This is a genomic window from Actinoplanes lobatus (assembly GCF_014205215.1).
Taxonomy (GTDB): Bacteria; Actinomycetota; Actinomycetes; order Mycobacteriales; family Micromonosporaceae; genus Actinoplanes; species Actinoplanes lobatus.
On record NZ_JACHNC010000001.1, the window covers coordinates 3,923,694 to 3,946,778 of the forward strand.

The following is a 23,085-nucleotide window of genomic DNA, read 5'->3' on the forward strand; positions in this document are numbered from 1 at the left end:
TGGTAGGCCTCGATGTAATTGTGGCCACACTGTAAACAGCCGGTGTGGGCGGCAGGATGGACGGGTAAGGCCGGTGGCCCCGGCGAACACTTACCAGTCAGGTAGGACATTGAGCAGCGGTACCGGCAACGACGTGCTGGGACGGGGACTGCGGGTGCTCGGGAAGGCGATCCGGGCGGAGCCACGGCTTTTCGTCGTCAGCTCGCTCGGCAGCAGCCTCTTCGGACTTCTCATCGTCGCCAACTCGTACGTCGTCGGGTTTCTGATCGGCCATGTCGTGGCGCCCGCCTTCGCGGCACACCGGGTGGACACCGCGGGCCTCGCGCTGGCCGTCGTGGCCCTGCTCGCGATCAGCGGGCTGCGGGTGGCGAGCATCTTCGCCCGCCGGCTCGGGGCCGGGTTCATGCAGTTCCGGCTCCAGGCGCGGTACCGGCGGGCGGTGACCCGCCGCTATCTGTCGCTGCCGCCGGAGTGGCATCAGCGGCACGCCACCGGTTCGCTGCTGTCCAACGCCAGTTCCGACGTCGAGGCGGCGTTCGCGCCGATCGCGCCGCTGCCGTTCGCGGTCGGCACGATCGTGATGCTCGCCGTCGCGATGATCGCGCTGTTCGTCACCGACTGGGTGCTGGCCATGGTCGGTGTCGCGCTGTTCCCGGCGCTGTTCGCGCTGAACTTCTTCTACTCGCGGCGGATGTCGCCGCGGCAGATCCACGCCCAGCGGATGCGGGCCAAGGTCGCCACCGTGGCACACGAGAGCTTCGACGGCGCCCTGGTGGTCAAGACGATGGGCCGGGAGGCCGACGAGTCGCGCCGGTTCGCCGTCTTCGTCACCGAGCTGCGCGACGCCCTGGTCGCGGTCGGCCGGCTGCGCGGCGTCTTCGACCCGCTGATGGAGAGCCTGCCCAGCGTCGGCACCCTGGCCGTGCTGGTGCTGGGCACCTGGCGGCTGCAGAACGGCGCGGTCACCGTGTCCGAGGTGATCAGCGTGGCCTTCCTGTTCACGGTGCTGGCGTTCCCGGTGCGCGCGATCGGGTGGGTGATCGGCGAGCTGCCGCGCAGCGTGGCCGGATGGGACCGGGTCCAGGCGGTGCTGTCGGCGGAGGGCGATCTCCGGTACGGCGAGGGCGAACTGCCCGGCGACGGCCCGGCCGAGCTGCGGTTCGACCGGGTCGGCTACCGGTACGCCGACGGGCCGCCGGTGCTGTCCGAGGTGAGCTTCGCCGTACCGGCGGGCCGGACGGTGGCCCTGGTCGGCGCGACCGGCTCCGGCAAGTCGACGATCGCCGCGCTGGCGCTGCGCCTGGTCGACCCGGAGTCCGGCAGCGTGTCCCTCGACCGGGTGAAACTGCCCGACCTGTCAGCGGCCGCGCTGGCCGGGGCGGGCGCGCTGGTGCCGCAGATCCCGTTCGTGTTCGACGACACGATCCGCGGCAACGTGTCTCTGGACCGGCCCGGCATCGGCGACGACGAGGTGTGGGCGGCGCTGCGGCTGGCCCAGGCCGAGGGGTTCACCGGCGGGCTGCCGGAGCGGCTGGACACCGCCGTCGGCGAGCGCGGCACCTCGCTGTCCGGCGGGCAGCGGCAGCGGCTCACCCTGGCCCGGGCCCTGGCCGGGCGGCCCCGCCTGCTGGTGCTCGACGACGCCACCAGTGCGGTCGACCCGCGGGTGGAGGCGGCCATCCTCGGCGCGCTCCGTGCGGCAGGGACATCGCTGCTGGTGGTGGCGTACCGGCGGGCCAGCATCGCGCTCGCCGACGAGGTGGTCTACCTGCATCAGGGCCGGGTCGTGGCGACCGGCACGCACCAGGAGCTGATGGCCACCCAGGAGGGGTACCGGGAACTGGTCACGGCGTACGAGAAGGCGGACAAGTGAGCGAGCTCGCGAGCGAGGTCGGAACCCTGGGCACCCTGCGGAGGGGGCTGGCGCTGTCGCCGGAGCTGCGGACCGGGCTGGCCGGCACGATCGCGCTGGCGGTGCTCCAGATGGCCGGCCGGGTGTCGGTGCCGGTCGCCGTGCAGCAGTGCATCGACCACGGCATCAACGGCCCGTCCGGCCCGGACACCCGGCTGGTGCTGGGCTACGTGACGATCACCCTGATGGTGCTGGCCGTGTCGACGTTCTGCGGCTTCCTGATGACCCGGCGGCTGTTCACGGTCAGCGAGACGGCGCTGGGCGGGCTGCGGTCGCGGACGTTCCGCCACATCCACGACCTGTCGATGCTGCACCAGCAGTCCGAGCGGCGCGGTTCGATGGTCTCCCGGGTCACCGGCGACGTGGACCAGATCTCGGTGTTCCTCCAGACCGGCGGTGTGCAGCTGATGCTCGCCAGCGGTCAGCTGGTCGTCTCCTCGGTGGTGATGTTCGCGTACTCGTGGCAGCTCACCCTCGTGGTGCTGCTCGCCTTCGGCCCGGCCGTCGCGGTGATCCGGCTGTTCCAGAAGCGGCTGGCGTCGGTCTACCGGACGGTCCGCGAGCGCAGCGGCGTGCTGCTCGGCACCGTCGCGGAGAGCGTCGTGGGCGCCACGGTGATCCGCTCGTTCGGGGTGGCCGGGCGGACCGAGAAGCGCATCGACACCGCCGTCGACGATCTGCGGACCGCCCAGCAGCGGGCCATGCGCACCAGCGTCACCAGCTTCTCCAGCGGGGAGATCGGCGCCGGCCTGGCCCTGTCCGGGGTGGTCGTGGTCGGCACCCTGCTCGGGCTGGACGGCGACATGACGGTGGGCCGGCTCACCGCGTTCCTGTTCCTGGTGACGCTCTTCATCCAGCCCGTGCAGATCGCCACCGAGCAACTCAACGAGGCGCAGAACGCGGTGGCCGGCTGGCGGCGCATCCTGGACGTGCTGGACGCCGACCCGGATGTGGCCGACCCCGACGACGAGGGCGTGGAACTGCCCGCCGGCCCGCTGTCGGTGCGCTTCCGGGACGTGTCGTTCCGCTATCCGGGCGGCCCGATCGTGCTCTCCGGCGTGGACCTGGAACTCGGGGCGCGCCGCAAGTACGCGGTGGTCGGCGAGACCGGCAGCGGAAAGACCACCTTCGCCAAGCTGCTCACCCGGCTGATGGACCCGGCCGAGGGCACGGTCCTGCTCTCCGGGGTGCCGCTGACCGCGGTGCGGTTCTCGTCACTGCGGTCACGGGTGGTGATGGTGCCCCAGGACGGATTCCTGTTCGACGCGACGGTCGCCGAGAACATCCGGTTCGCCGAGCCCGCGCTCACCGACGGCGAGCTGCGGGAGGCCTTCACGGAACTGGGGCTGGGGGACTGGCTCGCCGGCCTGCCGGCCGGGCTCGACACCCCGGTGGGGGAGCGCGGGGAGGCGCTCAGCGTCGGGGAGCGTCAGCTCGTCGCGCTGGTCCGGGCGTACGTCGCGGACCCCGACCTGCTGGTGCTGGACGAGGCGACCAGTGCCGTCGACCCGGCCACCGAGGTTCGCCTGCAGCACGCGCTCGACCTGGTGACCCGGGGCCGGACCACGGTCGCCATCGCGCATCGCCTGTCGACGGCCCAGGCCGCCGACGAGGTCATCGTGGTGGATGCGGGCCGCGTCGTTCAACGCGGCCCGCACTCCGTCCTCCTCACCGAGGAGGATTCGATCTACGCCAAGCTCTACGCCAGCTGGTTGGAACAAACACGCTGACCGGCTTTCATGGTGCGCCGGTGAGATGAGCGCGTCGCCCGCCGCGGCTGCACGGTTGCGCAGCCGCGGCGAGGAACCCGCCATTTCAGCGATTCAAGAGCCTGGTGCTACCTATCGGGCGTAGTACTCGACGACGAGCTGCTCGTCGCAGAGAACCGGAACCTCGGAGCGCTGCGGGGCACGGACCACCGTGGTGCGCAGCTCCTCGAGAACGGTCGACAGGTACGGCGCGGTCGGGCCGTCGATGTGCGTGCCGGTCGCCGCGATCTGGAACGGCGGCTTGGCGCGGCTGGTCTCCTTGACCTCGATGACCTGACCCGGCTTGAGCTTGTAGCCGGGACGGTCCACCTTCTTGCCGTCCACGGTGAAGTGACCGTGCACGACGAGCTGGCGGGCCTGGTAGATGGTCCGGGTGAAACCGGCGCGGAACACCGTGGCGTCCAGCCGGCGCTCGAGCAGCGTGACCATCGTCTCGCCGGTCTTGCCCTCGGCCTTGTGGGCGGCGTCGTACGCGGCCCGCATCTGGACCTCGCTGATGTTGTACTGGTGGCGCAGGCGCTGCTTCTCCAGCAGACGGACCTGGTAGTCCGAGCTCTTACGCCGGCCACGGCCGTGCACGCCCGGCGGGAACGGGCGCCGCTCGAAGTACTTGACGCACTTACGCGTCAGAGGGATGCCGAGAGCTCGGGAGAGCTTGGCTTTGGGTCGAGAGTTGTTCAACTGCGATCTCCTGTTACGGTAAGCCTTGCCTAACTTAGGTAAGCCTAACCGGTGCCCGGAGGTGCTCGTCATGCAACCCAGTCCCGCCGAGATCGCGCGCACGCTCGCCGCCGGCCACCTGCCCGCCGTCGCCCACATCGCCTGCCGTCCCGGCCCGACTCCGGTCCGGCACGTCACCGATGCACAGGGACGCGTGCTTCTGCTAGTGCCTAGCGAGGGTACCCTCGCCGGCGCTCTACGCCCACAGGAGGGCAACGACGACACCGCCCTCGTACTGGACATCCGGGACGTCCCGCCGATGGCCTCCTCGCCCTCGCTGGGCCGGGTCTGGGTCTCCGGCTGGGCCGCCGAACTGTCCGGTGACGACGCCCGCGCCGCCGCCCTGGACTACGCCGACACCGACGCCTGCGGCGACCTGCTGGACATCGGCGAGGGTCAGCGCCTCTACCGGATGGAGGTCGCGGAGGTCCGTCACGAGCGCAACGACAAGCTCGTCGAGATCGACCCGGACGACTACGCCGAGGCCACCCCGGACCCGCTGCGGACCGTCGAGTTCGACCTGATCGCCGATCTGGCCGATCACCACATGGCCGAGATGAGCGACTACGTACGCCGTCAGCTGGGTAAGGCCGCCCGTCCGGGCGACGAGCCCAAGGTCGTACGGATGGACCGTTACGGCTTCCTGGTCCGGATGGGCGGGCGCAGCGCCCGCCTCGCCTTCCCCCGCCCGGTCACCGACCGGCACGACCTGGCACACCTGCTGCACCCGGTCCTCTGCCGCCGCTGCTGCGACAGCGCGGCCTGAGGACCCCCTGATCGGGCGGGCTCCCGCGGCCCAACCTTCTGCCGCCGTCAGGCCGCGGGAGCCCGTCCTCTGCCCTGCCACCCGGTGCCGCGGGTGGCAGGGCTCACTACTCTTCCCCGATTCCCGTCACAGGGACAGGATCCGGTCCAGGAATTCCCGGTAGCCGCGCATCGCCATCCGCATGCTCTCGGTGTCCGGCGTACCGGTGCCGCGCAGCGGGTCCAGCTCGTCGCGCTCGGCGAGCAGCACCTCGGTCAGTTCGTTGACCGCGTCGGTGAGCAGGTCGTGCGCCCGGGTCAGGGCCCGCTCCGGGTCGTCGACGAACTCGGCCTTCACCTCGTGCCACGCCGCCCGGAAGTGCCGGGCCGCGTCCTCGTCCCAGACGGTCCGGCCGATCACCGGCTGCGGCTCCTCGGCGGCCGGTTCCGCGGCCGGCTCCTCCTCCTCGCGGGCCCGGCGGCCCGGGCGGCGCAACGGTTCGATGTCCTCCAGGCTGGCCGAGCGGCGCGCCGACGGGATCTGCTCCTCGACGACCGTCTCCTCCCGGGCGCGCAGGCCCGGGATGCTCACCGTGAGGCCGCCCAGGGCGTCACCGCCGCCGAACGACGGGAACTCCGGCGGGGCGGGCGCGGCCGGGGTGACCGAGGCCACACCGTACGCCTCCGGCGGCCGGCCCAGGCTGTAGCCGGACGAGGCGAAGCCGTAGCCGCCGTCGGTGGCCGGCGGCAGGTCCGGGTAGCCGGAGAGGTCCTCCGCCGGCGGCCGGGTGGCCGGGATCTGCACCTGCGCCGGTGACACCGGGGCGGGCACCGCCGGATCGGCCGGCTCGGCGCTCTGGCCCTCCGGGCCGCCCGGCTGGCCGGAGACCGGATGCAGAGTGCCGGCCGGGTGGTCCGGGGTGAAGTCGGCGACCGTGTACGGGTTCGGCGCGTAGGCCGGCGACACCGGGGCGCCGGAGACCGGCCCGCCCGAGATCGGCGTGACCGGCTGCGTGCCGGGAACGCTGGCCCAGCCGGCGGCGGGCCGCTGCGGCTCCGCCGGGACCTGGCCCGGCGACTCCTCGGCCGCCTCGGCTGCCGCGTCCGCGACCGCGTCGGCGGCCTGCGCGTAGCCGGGCGCCCCTGCCCGTCCGTTCATGTCCTCACGTCCGTTCTCGTCGCTGGGTTCCGCCACCTCGGCGGCGTCCTGATCGGCGTCGGCGTCCGCCGTCGCCTCGCCGGCCGGCTCCTGGCCGCCCGGGGAGGCCTCGGGCTCCTCGTCGCCGTCCTCCGCCGCCACCGTCGCGGGATCATCGCCGTCCCGGCCGCCGAAGAGGAATCGCCCGGCACGCCCGCCGAGGCCGAAGCCCCCGACGCCCTCGGGTTCGGAGGACTTTACGTCCTGCGGCGGCTCCGGCTCCTCGTCCGGAGGCGCTGAGTGATCAGGATCGCCGTGCCTTTCCCGGGCCGGTGGAGCGGGCGTCGGACGGCCGCCGGTGGACCCGCTCCGGGCGGCCGCCCGGTTCAGTCCGAACGGGTCTGCCGGGCCGCCCGCCGAGGCGATCGGCGCCAGTGGCGGGATGGGACGGCTGCGGAAGGTGCCCAGCTTCGACCCGGTGAGCAGATCGGCCGGAGTCTCCAGAGGCTCGGGCGCGAGGGGCGGCTCCGGGGCCACCGGATCGTCCGTATCCGGACGGACCTGCCAGAACCGTGCGAGGCCGGGCGAGGGCCGCGTGTTGTCTTGGCTGGACGTCGGCTCCATTGGGGTTCACCACTCCCGTCGCGAGGCGGCGCCCGCCGGGATTGCCGTAATGCCGCTGTGGTGGAGCAGGGCGGGCGCTCCCGGCGACGGTACCGCCCCGGATCGTCCCGCACATCCCCGGTTACCGGATCGTGGGCCCTGGAGCGGGTCGTTACGGCTTGCGGGGACGATGGGGGAGAATCCAGTCCGTGCCCGAAGCTGAGACCATCCTCGACCCGGCGATCGCCGCCCGCCTCAAGCGCACGCCCGACGGTCTCGTCGCGGCGATCGTGCAGGAGCACGGCACCGGCGACGTGCTCATGCTCGCCTGGATGGACGACGAGGCGCTTCACCGCACGCTGACCACCGGCCGTGCCACCTACTGGTCGCGCAGCCGTGGGGAGTACTGGGTGAAGGGCGCCACCTCCGGCCACCACCAGCACGTCAAGCGGGTCTCGCTGGACTGCGACGGCGACGCGCTGCTGGTCACCGTGGTGCAGACCGGCGCCGCCTGCCACACCGGCACCCACACCTGCTTCACCGACGACCTGTTGGAGGCACAGTGACCAGCGGAGTGACCGTCCCCGACGAGGCGACCTTCGTCGGCACGAGTCGCCGGGTCGTCCCGGTCACCCGCAAGCTGCTGGCCGACGGCGAGACCCCGGTGGGCGTCTACCGCAAGCTGGCCGGCGGCCCGGGCACCTTCCTGCTCGAGTCGGCGGAGCAGGGCCTGGCCTGGTCCCGCTACTCGTTCGTCGGAGTGCGCAGCGCGGCCACCCTGGTCGAGCGGTTCGGGCAGGCGGAGTGGCTCGGTTCTCCTCCGGACGGCGTACCCCTGGGGGGTGATCCGGTCGTGGCCCTGCGCGAGACGGTGGCCGCGCTGACCGGTGGCCCGGCCGCCGACGAGGCCCTGCCGCCGCTGACCGGGGGCATGGTCGGCTACCTCGGCTACGACTTGGTCCGCCGGTTCGAGCGGCTGCCGTCCACCGCGGCCGACGACCTGCGGCTGCCCGAGCTCGGCATGATGCTGGCCACCGACCTGGTGGTGCTGGACCACCACGAGGGCTCGGCGCTGCTGGTGGCCAACGCGGTGCTGCCGGAGGACGCCGACGACGCTTCCCGGCGGGCGGCCTACCACCAGGCGGTCGGCCGGCTGGACGCGATGACCACCGCGCTGTCGCGGCCCACGCCGCCGATGGTGTCGACGGTCGAGCGCCGCCCGGCCGGGGAGCCGGTCAGCCGCACCCTGCCGGGGGAGTACCAGAAGGCGGTCGAGGAGGCCAAGGAGGCGATCCGGGCCGGCGAGTGCTTCCAGATCGTGGTGGCGCAGCGGTTCGAGCGGCCCACCGACGCCGACCCGCTGGACGTCTACCGGGTGCTGCGGGCCACCAACCCGAGCCCGTACATGTACCTGCTGCGCTTCGACGACTTCGACATCGTCGGCTCGTCGCCGGAGGCGCATCTCAAGGTCAGCGCCAACCGGACCGCGCTGCTGCACCCGATCGCCGGCACCCGCTGGCGCGGCGCCACCCCGGAGCAGGACGCCGCGCTCGCCGCCGAGCTGCTGGCCGACCCGAAGGAGCGGTCCGAGCACGTGATGCTGGTCGACCTGGGCCGCAACGACCTGGGACGGGTCTGCGAGCCGGGCAGCGTCGAGGTGCCGGAGTTCGCCCGGATCGAGCGGTACAGCCACGTCATGCACATCGTGTCGACCGTGGTCGGGCGGCTGCGCGAGGACCGGTCGGCGTTCGACGCGCTGGCCGCCACGTTCCCGGCCGGCACCCTGTCCGGGGCGCCGAAGGTCCGGGCCATGGAGATCATCGAGAGCCTGGAGCCGACCCGGCGCGGTCTCTACGGGGGGACGGTCGGCTACTTCGGCTTCGCCGGGGACATGGACATGGCCATCGCCATCCGGACCGCGCTGATCAAGGACGGGGTGGCGTACGTGGGCGCCGGCGCCGGCATCGTGGCCGACTCCGACCCGGCCGCCGAGGAGCAGGAGACCCGCAACAAGGCCGCCGCCGTGCTGGCCGCCATAGCCTCGGCCGAAACCCTGCGCGCCGCCCGATGAGCGAGCTTGCGAGCGAATCAGTCAGCTCGGTGCGGCTCTCGTCGCGGCGCCGGAGCGCAGCGGAGGCGCCGCGATGACCCGGAAAGGTCCGCTGGTCGCGGTTTTGTCCTGCCTGGCCGGGGCCGGTCTGGCGCTCTACGCGGCCACCCGGGTGTGGGCGGTCCAGGTGGAGCAGCGGCCGGGCCTGTCCGATCTGCGGACCGAGCAGACCGGCGCCGACGTGGAGCCCTGGCTGATCGGCCTGGCCGTGGCGGCGCTCGCCGGGACGGGCGCGCTGCTGGCCACCCGCGGGGTGGCCCGGCGGCTGCTCGGTGTGCTGCTGATCGGTGCGGCGGCGGGGATCGCGGCGGGCGCTGTGCTGGCCCGGGTCACGCTGGACCCCGGCGCCGCCGGGACGGCCGGCTCGATCTGGCCGGTGCTGTGCGTGCTGGGCGGCGCGGCCGTCGGGGTGGGCGGCCTGCTGGCGGCCCGTCACGGCCATCTCTGGCCGGCCATGTCCGCCCGGTACGAGCGCACCGCACCCACCGCCGCGGAGCCGGTGGACGGAACCCGGGAACTGTGGGACGCCCTCGATCGGGGGGACGATCCGACCGCGCGCGGCCCGGATCACCCGTAAGAGTTAAAGAGTCAGGTCAGACGGCCAGTGAACGGGCCCGGCGGGGCCGGGACGCCGGACGGGTGGCGATCATGGCGGCGACCGCGCGGGCGGTCTCCGCGCGGGCCGCGGCCCGGGCCCGGTCGGCCTGGATGGCGTCCCACGCGTTGTCGCGCGCGGTCCGCACGTTGTCCGATCCGACGACGGCGCGCTGCACCCCGGTGGCGACCTCGGCCGCGACGGACACCAGGACCCGTGAGACGGCGGCGAAATTCATCGGCTGGTTCAGCATGTCGGTGGCCATGGGTCGACTCCGCATCAATCGTCCGGCTGGCTGACGGCGTCCTGACGGCGCCGGGACAAGTCTGCCCGAGTCACATGATGGCCGAGTCCTATTTCCGCACGGTGACACCCGTGTCAACGTGGAGTGGCATCGGCCGAATGGAGGAGGTGTCCCAGTACAGCGGGGCGCGAGCGGCGTCACCATGTGAGGGATGAGACATCGGCGACGGGCAGCCTGGCATTATGCCGCAGTCCATTCCGTGAGGCGCGCCATACCCCCACGAGGCCGTCACCCCCCGTCACCTCCTAGCATCAGGCCGAAGACACCCGGAGAGGGGAGTCATTAGGTGACATCCGATCAGGCGGAAGCGGGCAGTGGCGGACCCGCGCGCGGAGCGGCTTCGCAGAACGTGCTCGAGGAGATCCTCGCCGGCGTCCGTGAGGACGTAGCGGCGCGGCAGGCGGCGATGCCCCTGGAGAAGGTGCGTGAGCTCGCGGCGGCGGCGCCGCCCGCGATCGACGCGTACGCGGCGTTGCGCAAGCCCGGAGTGGCGGTGATCGCCGAGGTGAAGCGGGCGTCGCCGTCCAAGGGCGCGCTCGCCGACATCCCCGACCCGGCCGAGCTGGCCGGGGAGTACGCGGCCGGCGGTGCCCGCTGCATCAGCGTCCTCACCGAGGGCCGCTGGTTCGGCGGCTCGCTCGACGACCTCGCCGCGGTCCGTGCCGCGGTGCGGATCCCGGTCCTGCGCAAGGACTTCGTGGTCTCCAGCTACCAGGTGCACGAGGCCCGCGCGCACGGCGCCGACCTGGTCCTGCTGATCGTCGCCGCACTGGAGCAGAACGTTCTGGTCGGCCTCCTCGAGCGCATCGAGTCGCTGGGCATGACGGCCCTCGTCGAGGTGCACAACGAGGAGGAGGCGGATCGGGCTCTGGAGGCGAACGCGAAGGTCATCGGCGTCAACGCCCGGGACCTGCGCACCCTTCAGGTGGACCGGTCGGTGTTCGAGCGCATCGCGCCCGGCCTGCCGCAAAACGTCGTGAAGATCGCCGAGTCCGGTGTGCGCGGCCCGCACGACCTGATCCGGTACGCGTCGGCCGGCGCCGACGCCGTGCTGGTCGGTGAGGGCCTGGTGACCCAGAAGTCGCCGCGCGACGCGGTGGCCGAGCTGGTCAACGCCGGCAACCACCCGGCGACCCCGAGGCCCGTGCGATGAGCGCGGGGACGTTGCCGGACCTGGCCGGGCACTTCGGCCGGTTCGGCGGACGGTTCGTGCCCGAAGCGCTGATCAAGGCGCTGGACGAGCTCGACGCGGCGTACCGGTCGGCGAAGCAGGACCCGGAGTTCCAGGCCCGCTTCCAGGACCTGCTGCTCAACTACGCGGCCGTCCCGTCGCTGCTGTACCGGGCGTCCCGGCTGTCCGAGGCGCTGGGCGCGGAGATCCTGCTGAAGCGGGAGGACCTGAACCACACCGGCGCCCACAAGGTGCGCAACGTGCTGGGCCAGGCGCTGCTCGCCAAGCGGATGGGCAAGCCCCGGGTGATCGCCGAGACCGGCGCCGGCCAGCACGGCGTGGCCAGCGCGACCGCGGCCGCCCTGCTGGACCTGGAGTGCGTCGTCTACATGGGCGAGATGGACACCCAGCGGCAGGCGCTGAACGTGGCCCGGATGCGGATGCTGGGCGCCACCGTGGTCCCGGTGACCAACGGCTCCCGCACCCTGAAGGACGCGCTCAACGAGGCGCTGCGCGACTGGGTCTCCACCGTCGATACCACCCACTACCTGCTCGGGACCGCGGCCGGGCCGCACCCGTTCCCGGAGCTGGTGCGCGACTTCGTGGGCGGCATCGGCGTCGAGGCCCGGGCCCAGTGCCTGGAGCAGCTCGGCCGGCTGCCGGACGCGGTGGCCGCGTGCGTGGGCGGCGGGTCGAACGCGATCGGCATCTTCCACGCCTTCGTGCCCGACGAGGGCGTCCGGCTGTACGGCTTCGAGGCCGGCGGCGACGGCATGGAGACCGGCCGGCACGCGGCGTCGATCACCGGCGGGTCGGTCGGCGTGCTGCACGGCAACCGCACCTACCTGCTCCAGGACGACGACGGCCAGACCATCGAGTCGCACTCGATCTCGGCGGGCCTGGACTACCCGGGTGTCGGCCCGGAGCACGCCTGGCTGCACGACACCGGCCGGGCGACCTACGAGCCGGTCACCGACGCCGAGGCGATGGCGGCGTTCCAGCTGCTCTGCCGTACCGAGGGGATCATCCCGGCGATCGAGAGCTCGCACGCCCTGGCCGGCGCCGCGAAGATCGCCCCGCGGCTGCGCGAGGAGCTCGGCCGGACCCCGACGATCGTGGTGAACCTGTCCGGTCGCGGCGACAAGGACGTGCACACCGCCGGCGCCTACTTCGGCCTGCTGGACCAGGTGGAGACGGTCGTACCGGGGGAGAACACGTGAGTATCGCGCAGACGTTCGCGAAGGCGAAGGCGGAGAACCGGTCGGTGCTGGTCGGCTGCATGCCGGCCGGGTTCCCGACGGTCGAGCACAGCATCGAGCAGATGATCGCGATGCACGAGGCCGGCTGCGACGTGATCGAGGTCGAGCTGCCGTACTCGGACCCGGTGATGGACGGCCCGGTCATCCAGAAGGCCAGCGACATCGCGCTCGCCAACGGCGTCCGCACCCGGGACACCCTGAAGATCATCGAGGCGGTGGCGTCCGCGGGCGCCACGGTCGTGCTGATGACCTACTGGAACCCGGTCGAGAAGTACGGTGTCGACGCGTTCGCCCGGGACCTGGCCGCGGCCGGGGCCACCGGGATGATCACGCCGGACCTGATCCCGGACGAGGCGGCCGAGTGGATCGCCGCGTCCGACGCCCACCGGATCGACCGGACGTTCCTGGTGGCGCCGTCGTCGACGGACGAGCGGCTCGCGATGACCCTGGAGAACTGCCGGGGCTTCGTCTACGCCACCGCGCTGATGGGCGTCACCGGCGCCCGCAAGGCGGTGTCCTCGCAGGCGCCCGAGCTGGTCGCCCGGATCCGGTCGGCCGACCCGGAGATGCCGATCGGTGTCGGCCTCGGTGTCGGCAACGGCAAACAGGCCGCCGAGGTGGCCGCCTTCGCCGACGGTGTGATCGTCGGCAGCGCCCTGATCCGGTGCGTGCTGGAGGCGCCCGACCGGGCCGCCGGTCTGCGCGATCTGCGTGCCCTGAGCGCCGAACTGGCCGAGGGCGTACGCAGCTGAGAAAGCACACAGGGCACCGGCAAATTGGCCGGTGCCCTGGGCATCACAGAAGTGCCGAACGGCGGTAGCGTGTGCACCCGTGAACATCGCCGCCATCCCCAGTCCCACCGAGTCGGTGTGGCACCTTCTCGGGTTCCCGATCCGGGCGTACGCGCTCTGCATCATCGCCGGCATGGTCGTCGCGACCCTGCTGATGGAGCAGCGGCTGCGCCACCGGGGTGTGGCGCCGTGGACCTCGCTGGACATGGTGGTCTGGGCGGTGCCGTTCGGCATCATCGGCGCCCGGATCTACCACCTGATCACCTCCCCGCAGGAGTACTTCGGGGCCGGCGGTGACCCGATCCGGGCTCTCTACATCTGGGAGGGCGGTCTCGGCATCTGGGGCGCGGTCGCCGGTGGCGCGGTGGGCGCCTGGATCGCGTCGCGCCAGATCGGCCTGCCGCTGAGCGTGTTCGCCGACGCCCTCGCGCCCGCGCTGCCGGTGGCGCAGGCGATCGGCCGGTTCGGCAACTGGTTCAACAACGAGCTGTACGGGAAGGTCACCACCCTGCCGTGGGGCCTCGAGGTGCACGAGATGGACTCGGCGAACCCGGGCCACGCCACGGTGATCGACGGCGAGGCGGTGACCAAGCCGGACCTCTACCACCCGACGTTCGCGTACGAGGTGATCTGGAATCTCGGTGTCGCCGCCCTGGTCTGGCTGCTGGACCGGAAGTTCAAGTTCGGCCGTGGCCGGGCCTTCGCGCTGTACGTGATGGCCTACACCGTCGGCCGCCTGTGGATCGAGATGCTGCGCGTCGACGAGGCGAACACCTTCTTCGGCATCCGTCTCAACGTGTTCGTCTCGGTCGCCGTCTTCGTGGGCGCGCTGATCTACTTCCTCGTGGTGAAGGGCCCCCGCGAGTACGTGGTGCCGATCGACGCCCCGGAGACCGCCCTCGAGCCGTCCGACGCGCCGGAGAGCGACGTCTCGCAGGTCGACGTGTCCGGTGGCGAGAAGGATGCCGCCCGCAAGATGCCGATCGCCTACCAGGTGGTCAGCCGCGAGCGGTTCGACGAGTACCAGCGCACCGGCATCCTGCCGCCCGCGGAGAAGAACGACACGGTGTCGGCGACGGTCAGCGACGCCTCTTCTTCCGACGAGAGCTGACCCTCATGCGTACGGCCGTGGTGGTGGGCGCCGGGATGGCCGGCCTGGCCGCCGCGGGCGCGCTGTCGAGGTCCGGCTGGCGGGTGACCGTGCTGGAACGCGCGGAGCGGGTGGCCGCGCCGCCGGCCGCGGTGGTGCTCTGGCCCACCGGCCTGCGGGCCCTGGAGGCGCTGGATCCGGACGGCGGCTGGACGGCGATCGCGTCGCCGCTGCCGGACGGTGGCGTGCGCCGCCCGGACGGGCAGTGGCTGGTGGCGCCCCGGTCCCGGCCCGGCGCCGGCCCGGCCCCGGCGGCCGTGCACCTGGAGGATCTGTTCGACGCGCTGGTCGCGGGTCTCGGGAACGCCGAGATCCGCACCGGTTTCGAGGTGACCTCGGTCCGGGTGGGCCCGCGGCAGCGGCCCGTGGTCGGCGACGGCCGCACCATGTTCGAGGCGGACCTGCTGGTCGGTGCGGACGGCATCGACAGCCGGGTCCGTGCCGCGGTGGCGCCCGAGGCGGTGGCCGTCGGTTCCGGGTTCGCCGCCTGGCAGGCGGTCATCCCCGGGTTCCGGGTGCCGCGGCTGGAGGGTGGCCGCGGCCTCGGCGGGGAGACGCTCGGCGCCGGCTACCGGTTCGTGGCGATCCCGCTCGGTGACCGGGCCGCCGGCCGGGGCGGTGTCTACTGGGTGGCGACGGCCGCCGGCGCGGCGCGTCCCGAGTCGCCGGCCACCCAGCTGGACCTGTTGCGCCGCTGGTTCGCCGGCTGGCACGAGCCGGTCGGCGCGCTGCTGGACGCGACCCGGCCGGAGGATCTGGTTCCGCAGGGTGTCCGGGAGTTGCGGCCGTTGCCGCGCGCCTACGGTTTCGCCGCGGGTTCCGGTGGGGTGGTGCTGATCGGTGACGCCGCCCACGCCATGCCGCACCATCTGGGTCAGGGCGCGTGCCTGGCGTTCGAGGACGTGGCGACGTTGCGCTCGCTGACCGCCGTGGCCGGGCCGGGCGAGGAGCTGATCGCGGCCGTCGAGAAGTACAGCCGGGTGCGCCACCCGCGGACCACCACGGTGGTCCGGCAGAACCGGCGGATGTCCGCGGTGGTTCAGGCCCGCGGCCGGCTCGCGTTACGCGCCCGTGACGCCGCGCTCAATCACATGCGCCCGCGAATGCTGGGCCGCCATCTGGATCCGGTCGCCGATTGGACCCCACCGGACTGAGGGATTTCTCTCCCTTTCCGCGCCCCATTCTTTTCCAACCCCTATTCCGTACGCGTGTGAGCGTTAACAAACGCATTCCCGTCCGTTCTGTGGCGCACCGCGACCCTCTGCCGGGTCCCGGCCGTGACGCGCCCGCCGGGGCGAAGCGGTGGTTTCGGCCGCAAGTTCAGATTGCAGGACGCGGAAGGATGGAAGATCTCACATTTCCTGTGACCTGTTGGAAACAGTCGTTTCCCTGGGCCGGGAGCGGCCGGGAGGCTCCGGCCGGTAAGGGTTGATCATGTGGTAGACACTTACCGCGTACCAGATGTTGGGAAGTGTGAGGGAATCGCGCTGACCGTCAGAGAGGCGCGGCGGCCGGTTCGGCGACGCAGGCCGTGCCCACCCGCCGGAAACCGACCCGGGTGTAGAGCCGCGCCACGTCGTCGTCGCCCGCGGAGAGGAACACCAGGGGCGTCCCGCCGGCCAGCAACCGCCCGGCGAGCAGGGCTGTGAGCTGGGAGGCGTAGCCGCGGCGCCGCGCCGACGGCAGGGTCGCCACCCCGACGATCTCGGCGGCGTCCCCGCGGCGCTGGCTGGTCGCGGTCGCCACGATGCCCTCCTCCGGCGTCTCGGCCACGACCGTCACGAAGTCGCCGGTGGCGGCCAGCTCCCGGGCGTGCCGCACCGCCTCCGCGGTGGGCGGCTCGGCGGCGTCCCGTTCGGCCGGGCCGGCACCCTCGATGAGCAGCACGTTCTCCGCCGACTCCAGGGGTGACTGATAGGCCGGGGCGGCGAAGCCGAGCCGGGCCACCGCCCGGGAGGCGCCCAGGTCGGCGGCGAACGTGGGCGCGGCGGGATCGAGCAGCCGGGTGGTGGCGCCGCGCAGCGGCAGGTCCGGCGCCAGGGCCGCCGGGTCGAGCACCAGCAGCGGCGCGAGCAGCACGTCGAGCCCGGCCGAGCGGGCCACCGCGAGCAGGTCGGGCGTGGTCTCGTGAACCCATTCGAAGGTCTCCGGCAACCCCAGCTCACGCTGGCGGCGCCGGACCGCGGTGAGGTCAGCTGCGGAAGGGGTGTGCGAACCCCGGGCCGGGCGGGCATAGTAGGGCCAGCCCTCACCGTCGCGGACGAAGAGAACCAGCGTGCCGATCTCCTCGACCCGCGCCCAGGGGCGGGGCAAAGCGTCGTAGAACCGCTCGAGTCGGTCGAAGAGGCCGGAATCCACTGGCGCCATCGCGCGAGACTACCGGTCGATGCACCTGCTGTGCTATTCAGTTCGTCCGCCGATCGGTGCGCAGGATCGGTACGAGGTGTGATCAATCCGCATCTGGCGGAGATCAGAGGCTCTTAACGTAGACTCAAGAGACTTTGCAGGGCCGACGTCGTCCCGACCTCAGATGGAAACACCAGTGACGACAGGAGGCCCGGTGGCATATCCGCACCCCCAGGGGCTTTATGACCCTCAGTCGGAGCGAGACGCCTGTGGTGTCGCATTTGTTGCCGACATTCACGGCCGTCGCTCCCACGATGTGGTGGCCAAGGGTCTGTCCGCGCTGATCCGGCTCGATCACCGGGGCGCCCGCGGCGCCGAGCAGAACACCGGTGACGGCGCCGGCATCATGATCCAGGTCCCGGACGCCTACTACCGCGCGACCGCCGGCTTCGAGCTGCCGCCCGCCGGCCAGTACGCGACCGGTCTCGTCTTCCTGCCCACGGACCTCGACGATGCGGCCCGTGCGATCAAGGTCTTCGAGAAGTACGTGCTCGTCGAGGGCGGCGAGGTGCTCGGCTGGCGTGACGTGCCGGTCGACGCGTCCGACCTGGGCGCCACCGCCGAGGACGCCCGCCCCGCGATCCGCCAGGTGTTCCTGGCCGCGCACCGGCTCGTCGACGCGCCCGCCGGCCCCGCCGGCGAGCAGCTGTCCGGGCTGGAGCTGGACCGGGTGGCGTTCTGCATCCGCAAGCAGGCCGAGCGGGAGACCTCCCAGCGCGGTGTCCCGGCGTACTTCCCGTCGCTGTCCTCGCGGACCATCACCTACAAGGGCATGCTCACCCCGGAGCAGCTGCCGGCGTTCTTCCCGGAGCTGTCCGACGACCGGGTGGACAGCGCGATCGCGCTGGTGCACTCCCGGTTCTCCACCAACACGTTCCCGTCGTGGCCGCTGGCGCACCCGTACCGGCTGATCGCCCACAACGGTGAGATCAACACGATCCGCGGCAACAAGAACTGGATGGCGGCCCGCGAGGCGCTGCTGTCGTCGCCGAGGATCCCGGGCAACATCAAGCGGCTGTTCCCGATCAACTCGCCCGAGGCGTCCGACTCGGCCAGCTTCGACGAGGTCCTCGAGCTGCTGCACCTGGCCGGCCGCAGCCTGCCGCACTCGGTGCTCATGATGATCCCCGAGGCGTGGGAGAACGACCCGGACATGGATCCGGCCCGCCGCGCCTTCTACCGGTTCCACGCGAGCCTCATGGAGCCGTGGGACGGTCCGGCCGCCGTGGCGTTCACCGACGGCACCGTCATCGGCGCCGTCCTGGACCGCAACAGCCTGCGCCCGGGCCGCTGGTGGCACACCGCCGACGGCCTGGTCGTGCTCGGCTCCGAGGCCGGCGTCATCGACTTCGAGCCGGAGCAGGTCGTCGCCAAGGGCCGCCTCCAGCCGGGCAAGATGTTCCTGGTCGACACCGCGGCCGGCCGCATCGTCCACGACGCCGAGATCAAGGCCGACCTGGCCGCCGCCGAGCCGTACTCGGACTGGCTGCACGCCGGCCTGATCGAGCTGGCGGACCTGCCCGCCCGCGAGCACGTCATCTACACCCACGACTCGGTCCTCCGCCGCCAGCAGGTGTTCGGCTACACCGAGGAAGAGCTCAAGATCCTGGTCGCGCCGATGGCGCGGTCGGGCGCCGAGCCGCTGGGCTCGATGGGCACCGACACCCCGATCTCGCCGCTGTCCACCCGGCCGCGGCTGCTGTTCGACTACTTCCACCAGCTGTTCGCCCAGGTGACGAACCCGCCGCTGGACGCCATCCGCGAGGAGCTGGTGACCAGCCTGTCGTCGACCATCGGCCCGGAGGCGAACCTGCTGGACCCGGGCCCGGCCAGCTGCCGGCAGATCGTCCTGCCGTACCCGGTGATCGACAACGACGAGCTCGCCAAGATCCTGTCCATCGACGAGGACGGCGACCTGCCCGGCTTCAAGGCGGTCCGGGTCTCCGGGCTTTACCCGCTGCGCGACGGGGCGGCCGGCATCAAGGCCCGGCTCACCCAGATCTGCCGGCACGTGTCGGAGGCCATCGAGGACGGCGTACGCATCCTCGTGCTGTCCGACCGCGACTCCAACGCCGGCCTGGCGCCGATCCCGTCGCTGCTGCTCACCGCCGCGGTCCACCAGCACCTGGTACGCGAGCAGACGCGTACCCAGGTGGCGCTGGTCGTCGAGTCCGGCGACTGCCGCGAGGTGCACCACGCCGCCGTGCTGATCGGCTACGGCGCGGCCGCGGTCAACCCGTACCTGGCGTTCGAGAGCGTCGACGACCTGATCGCCACCGGCGGCCTGGTCGGCGTCGAACCGCGCAAGGCGGTCCGCAACTACGTCAAGGCGCTCGGCAAGGGCGTCCTGAAGATCATGTCCAAGATGGGCATCTCGACCGTGTCGTCGTACTGCGGCGCCCAGGTGTTCGAGGCCGTCGGCCTGGACAACAAGCTGCTCCAGCGCTACTTCGCCGGCACCTCCGGCCGGATCGGCGGCGTCGGCCTCGACGGCATCCACCAGGAGGTCAAGGCCCGCCACGAGAAGGCGTACCCGGCGAACCCGGCCGAGCGGGCGCACCGCCGCCTCGAGGTCGGCGGCGAGTACCAGTGGCGCCGCGAGGGCGAACTGCACCTGTTCAACCCGGAGACCGTCTTCCTGCTCCAGCACGCCACCCGCAGCAAGCAGTACGACGTCTTCAAGCGCTACACCGAGAAGGTCGACGCGCTGTCGGCCGAGGCGGGTCACCTGCGTGGCCTGTTCCGCTTCGACTCCGACCGCACCCCGGTCCCGATCGACGAGGTCGAGCCGGCCGCCGAGATCGTCAAGCGGTTCTCCACCGGCGCGATGAGCTACGGCTCCATCTCCGCCGAGTCGCACGAGACCCTGGCCATCGCCATGAACCGGATCGGCGCCAAGTCGAACACCGGTGAGGGCGGCGAGGACGTCGAGCGCCTCTACGACCCGGAGCGCCGTTCCGCGATCAAGCAGATCGCCTCCGGCCGGTTCGGTGTGACCAGCGAGTACCTGGTCAACGCCGACGACCTCCAGATCAAGATGGCGCAGGGCGCGAAGCCCGGCGAGGGCGGCCAGCTGCCCGGCAACAAGGTGTGGCCGTGGATCGCCAAGACCCGGCACGCCACCCCGGGCGTCGGCCTCATCTCGCCGCCGCCGCACCACGACATCTACTCCATCGAGGACCTGGCCCAGCTGGTCCACGACCTCAAGATGGTCAACCCGATGTCGCGGGTGCACGTCAAGCTGGTCAGTGAGATCGGCGTCGGCACGGTCGCGGCCGGTGTGGCCAAGCTCAAGGCCGACGTCATCCTGATCTCCGGCCACGACGGCGGCACCGGCGCGTCCCCGCTGAACTCGCTCAAGCACGCCGGCACCCCGTGGGAGCTGGGCCTGGCCGAGGCACAGCAGACGCTGCTGCTCAACAAGCTCCGCGACCGTGTCACCGTGCAGGTCGACGGCCAGCTCAAGACCGGCCGCGACGTGGTCGTCGCCGCGCTGCTCGGCGCCGAGGAGTTCGGTTTCGCGACCGCTCCGCTGATCGTCTCCGGCTGCATCATGATGCGCGTCTGCCACCTGGACACCTGCCCGGTCGGCATCGCCACCCAGAACCCGGTGCTGCGCGAGCGCTTCACCGGCAAGCCGGAGTTCGTCGAGAACTTCTTCATGTTCCTCGCCGAAGAGGTCCGCGAGATCCTGGCCGAGCTGGGCTTCCGCAGCATCGACGAGGCCATCGGCCACGCCGAGATCCTCAACGTGGTCCAGGCCGTCGACCACTGGAAGGCCAAGGGCCTCGACCTGGCCCCGGTCCTGTACGTGCCGGAGCTGCCCGAGGGCGCCGCCCGCCGCGGCGTCGTCGCCCAGGACCACGGCCTCGACAAGGCGCTGGACAACCAGCTCATCGCCCTGGCCCAGCCGGCCCTGACCGACGGCCTGCCGGTCCACGCCGAACTGGCCACCCGCAACGACCAGCGCAGCGTCGGCGCGATGCTGGGCGGCGAGGTCAGCCGCCGCTTCGGCGGCAACGGCCTGCCCGACGACACCATCTCCTTCACCCTGCGCGGCACCGGCGGCAACTCGTTCGGCGCCTTCCTGCCGCGCGGCGTCACCCTGCGGCTCATCGGTGACAGCAACGACTACGTCGCCAAGGGCCTCTCCGGCGGCCGCGTCGTCGTGCGCCCCGCCGAGGACGCGGCGTTCACGGCGGAGGAGAACACCATCGCCGGCAACACCCTGCTGTACGGCGCCACCAGCGGTGAGCTGTTCCTGCGCGGCCGGGTCGGCGAACGGTTCGCGGTCCGCAACTCCGGCGGCCACGCGGTCGTCGAGGGTGTCGGCGACCACGGCTGCGAGTACATGACCGGCGGCATCGTGGTGGTGCTCGGCCCCACCGGCCGCAACTTCGCGGCCGGCATGAGCGGTGGCAAGGCGTTCCTGCTCGACCTCGACCAGAACCTGGTCAACCCGGAGCTCGTCGACCTCGCACCGCTGACCGACGACGAACGCGACCTGCTGCGCTCGCTCGTCGAGAAGCACCACGCCGAGACCGACTCGGCCGTCGCCGGCCGCCTGCTCAAGGACTGGGCGAACGCCGTCGAGCGGTTCACCGCCGTGGTCCCGCGCGACTACAAGCGCGTCATGGAACTGATCAAGACCGCCGAAGCCGCCGGTCGCAACGTCGACGAGGCGGTCATGGGGGTTACCAGTGCCTGACCCGAACGGTTTCCTCCGCTACCAGCGGCAGCTCCCGAAGCGCCGCCCGGTGCCGGTGCGCATCCTGGACTACAAAGAGGTCTACCCGCCCGCGGGCGAGGAACTGATCCGCGACCAGGCCACCCGCTGCATGGATTGCGGCATCCCGTTCTGTCACGACGGCTGTCCGCTGGGCAACCGCATCCCGGACTGGAACGACCTCGTCCGTACCCAGCAGTGGGAGGCCGCGGCCGACTCGCTGCACGCCACCAACAACTTCCCCGAGTTCACCGGCCGGCTCTGCCCGGCGCCGTGTGAGGCGGCCTGCGTGCTCGGCATCGGCGACGACCCGGTGACCATCAAGCAGGTCGAGGTGGAGATCGCCAACCACGCGTTCGACCTCGGCTTCGTCAAGCCGCAGCCGGCGCCGGTGGCGTCCGGGAAGTCGGTCGCGGTCGTCGGCTCCGGCCCGGCCGGGCTGGCCGCCGCCCAGCAGCTGGCCCGCGCCGGCCACGCGGTCACCGTCTACGAGCGCGACGACCGCATCGGCGGCCTGCTCCGCTACGGCATCCCGGACTTCAAGATCGAGAAGCACGTCATCGACGCGCGGCTCGCCCAGATGTCCGCCGAGGGCGTCGAGTTCCAGGCCGGCGTCGACGTCGGCACCGACATCACCGCCGACGACCTGCGCGAACGCTACGACGCCGTGCTCCTTGCCGCCGGCGCCCTGGCCGGCCGCGACGCCCAGGAGACCCCCGGCCGCCAGCTCAACGGCGTCCACCTGGCCATGGAACACCTCGTTCCGGCCAACCGGATCGTCGCCGGGCTCCAGGACACCACGCCGATCGACGCGCACGGCAAGCACGTCATCATCATCGGCGGCGGCGACACCGGCGCCGACTGCCTCGGCGTCGCCCACCGCCAGGGCGCCGCGTCGATCACCCAGCTCGACCAGTACCCCCTGCCGCCCGACCTGCGTGCCGGCGTCAAGGACCCGTGGCCCACCTGGCCGCTGATCCTGCGCAACTACGCCGCCCACGAGGAGGGCGGCGACCGGGTCTTCGGCGTCGCCGTGCAGGAGTTCGTCGGTGACGAGAACGGCAACCTCGTCGCCGTGCGCATCGCCGACGTCAGCGTCCAGCGCGTCGACGGTGTCCGCACCGTCGTCATCGCCCCCGGCACCGAACGCGAACTGCGCGCCGACCTGGTCCTGCTCGCCATCGGCTTCGAGGGCACCGAGGACCAGCCGCTGCTCAGCCAGTTCGGCATCAGCCGCAACCGGCGCAACGTCCTCGACGCCGACCAGGGTTGGCAGACCAGCGCCGAGGGCGTCTTCGTCGCCGGCGACATGCACAAGGGCGCCTCGCTCATCGTCTGGGCGATCGCCGAGGGACGCGCCGCCGCCGCGGCCATCCACTCCTACCTCGGCGCCGCCGGGGAGCTGCCCGCCCCGGTTCGCTCCGATTCGCAGCCGTTGTCCGTCTGATCACGAACCGCCGAAAAGGCCCGTCACCGACACCGGTGACGGGCCTTTTCGCTGCCCCCGGCCAAAACGCCCGTTAATGCCACGCCCGGCGGCCCCCGCCAAACGGCCGTTAATGCCCGGTCAGGCTGCCAAAGCAATGGCGTACATCGATCTGAGAATAATTTTCAGACCGCCCGGCGCCGCCCGGAGCGCCCCGAACCGGCGCCGAAACCCGGTTGACATCGACGATCATGACTGCCG

17 protein-coding genes are annotated in these 23,085 nt (G+C 72.0%); 13 read left to right on the plus strand and 4 right to left on the minus strand.

Annotation, left to right across the window (positions count from 1 at the left end; translation table 11 throughout):
- Positions 1-109: 109 nt before the first annotated feature.
- Both BJ964_RS18440 and BJ964_RS18445 read left to right on the plus strand, forming a co-directional pair.
- Positions 110-1,873, plus strand: a complete 1,764-nt coding sequence (locus BJ964_RS18440) for an ABC transporter ATP-binding protein (RefSeq protein ID WP_188121814.1) — start codon at positions 110-112, stop codon at positions 1,871-1,873.
- Positions 1,870-3,642: an ABC transporter ATP-binding protein gene (locus tag BJ964_RS18445; RefSeq protein ID WP_188121815.1), complete on the plus strand. Its 1,773-nt coding sequence runs from the start codon at positions 1,870-1,872 to the stop codon at positions 3,640-3,642. The genes BJ964_RS18440 and BJ964_RS18445 overlap by 4 nt, the downstream gene beginning before the upstream one ends.
- Positions 3,643-3,753: 111 nt before the next feature.
- Here the strand turns inward: BJ964_RS18445 and rpsD are convergent, their stop codons facing one another.
- A complete protein-coding gene (gene rpsD, locus BJ964_RS18450; RefSeq protein WP_188121816.1) occupies positions 3,754-4,362 on the minus strand; it encodes a 30S ribosomal protein S4 in 609 nt (202 codons plus the stop codon).
- Positions 4,363-4,432: 70 nt separating this feature from the next.
- Between rpsD and BJ964_RS18455 the strand changes: the two genes are divergently transcribed.
- Positions 4,433-5,167 (plus strand): DUF2470 domain-containing protein, encoded by a 735-nt coding sequence (locus BJ964_RS18455; protein WP_188121817.1) that lies wholly within the window; start codon positions 4,433-4,435, stop codon positions 5,165-5,167.
- Positions 5,168-5,293: 126 nt separating this feature from the next.
- Here BJ964_RS18455 and BJ964_RS18460 read toward each other — a convergent pair whose 3' ends face one another.
- Positions 5,294-6,820, minus strand: a complete 1,527-nt coding sequence (locus BJ964_RS18460; RefSeq protein WP_188121818.1) for a hypothetical protein — start codon at positions 6,818-6,820, stop codon at positions 5,294-5,296.
- 275 nt (positions 6,821-7,095) lie between these two features.
- Between BJ964_RS18460 and hisI the strand changes: the two genes are divergently transcribed.
- From hisI to BJ964_RS18475, 3 genes are all read left to right on the plus strand, one after another.
- The gene (gene hisI / locus BJ964_RS18465; RefSeq protein WP_188121819.1) at positions 7,096-7,452 is read left to right on the plus strand and encodes a phosphoribosyl-AMP cyclohydrolase; all 357 of its coding nucleotides are present in this window, start codon (positions 7,096-7,098) and stop codon (positions 7,450-7,452) included.
- Positions 7,449-8,957: an anthranilate synthase component I gene (locus BJ964_RS18470; protein ID WP_188121820.1), complete on the plus strand. Its 1,509-nt coding sequence runs from the start codon at positions 7,449-7,451 to the stop codon at positions 8,955-8,957. The genes hisI and BJ964_RS18470 overlap by 4 nt, the downstream gene beginning before the upstream one ends.
- 73 nt (positions 8,958-9,030) lie before the next feature.
- Positions 9,031-9,573 (plus strand): Trp biosynthesis-associated membrane protein, encoded by a 543-nt coding sequence (locus BJ964_RS18475; RefSeq protein ID WP_188121821.1) that lies wholly within the window; start codon positions 9,031-9,033, stop codon positions 9,571-9,573.
- Positions 9,574-9,589: 16 nt separating this feature from the next.
- Here the strand turns inward: BJ964_RS18475 and BJ964_RS18480 are convergent, their stop codons facing one another.
- Entirely contained in the window at positions 9,590-9,856 is a 267-nt protein-coding gene (locus tag BJ964_RS18480) for a hypothetical protein (protein WP_183217489.1), read from the minus strand.
- A 388-nt stretch (positions 9,857-10,244) separates the two neighbouring features.
- Between BJ964_RS18480 and trpC the strand changes: the two genes are divergently transcribed.
- From trpC to BJ964_RS18505, 5 genes are all read left to right on the plus strand, one after another.
- Positions 10,245-11,048, plus strand: a complete 804-nt coding sequence (gene trpC / locus BJ964_RS18485) for an indole-3-glycerol phosphate synthase TrpC (protein ID WP_183218337.1) — start codon at positions 10,245-10,247, stop codon at positions 11,046-11,048.
- Positions 11,045-12,286, plus strand: a complete 1,242-nt coding sequence (trpB, locus tag BJ964_RS18490; RefSeq protein WP_188121822.1) for a tryptophan synthase subunit beta — start codon at positions 11,045-11,047, stop codon at positions 12,284-12,286. Before trpC ends, trpB begins: the two co-directional genes overlap by 4 nt.
- Positions 12,283-13,077: a tryptophan synthase subunit alpha gene (gene trpA / locus BJ964_RS18495; RefSeq protein WP_188121823.1), complete on the plus strand. Its 795-nt coding sequence runs from the start codon at positions 12,283-12,285 to the stop codon at positions 13,075-13,077. Before trpB ends, trpA begins: the two co-directional genes overlap by 4 nt.
- Positions 13,078-13,156: 79 nt before the next feature.
- Positions 13,157-14,227 (plus strand): prolipoprotein diacylglyceryl transferase, encoded by a 1,071-nt coding sequence (gene lgt / locus BJ964_RS18500; RefSeq protein ID WP_188121824.1) that lies wholly within the window; start codon positions 13,157-13,159, stop codon positions 14,225-14,227.
- Positions 14,228-14,232: 5 nt separating this feature from the next.
- Positions 14,233-15,420, plus strand: coding sequence for an FAD-dependent oxidoreductase (locus tag BJ964_RS18505; protein WP_188121825.1), 1,188 nt, complete (start codon positions 14,233-14,235; stop codon positions 15,418-15,420).
- 340 nt (positions 15,421-15,760) lie between these two features.
- Here BJ964_RS18505 and BJ964_RS18510 read toward each other — a convergent pair whose 3' ends face one another.
- Positions 15,761-16,633: a GNAT family N-acetyltransferase gene (locus tag BJ964_RS18510; RefSeq protein WP_188121826.1), complete on the minus strand. Its 873-nt coding sequence runs from the start codon at positions 16,631-16,633 to the stop codon at positions 15,761-15,763.
- Between the two features lie 163 nt (positions 16,634-16,796).
- On the opposite strand from BJ964_RS18510, the gene gltB reads away from it, so the two are divergent.
- Positions 16,797-21,380: a glutamate synthase large subunit gene (gene gltB, locus BJ964_RS18515; protein ID WP_188121827.1), complete on the plus strand. Its 4,584-nt coding sequence runs from the start codon at positions 16,797-16,799 to the stop codon at positions 21,378-21,380.
- Entirely contained in the window at positions 21,373-22,845 is a 1,473-nt protein-coding gene (locus BJ964_RS18520; RefSeq protein ID WP_188121828.1) for a glutamate synthase subunit beta, read from the plus strand. Before gltB ends, BJ964_RS18520 begins: the two co-directional genes overlap by 8 nt.
- Positions 22,846-23,085 lie beyond the last annotated feature (240 nt).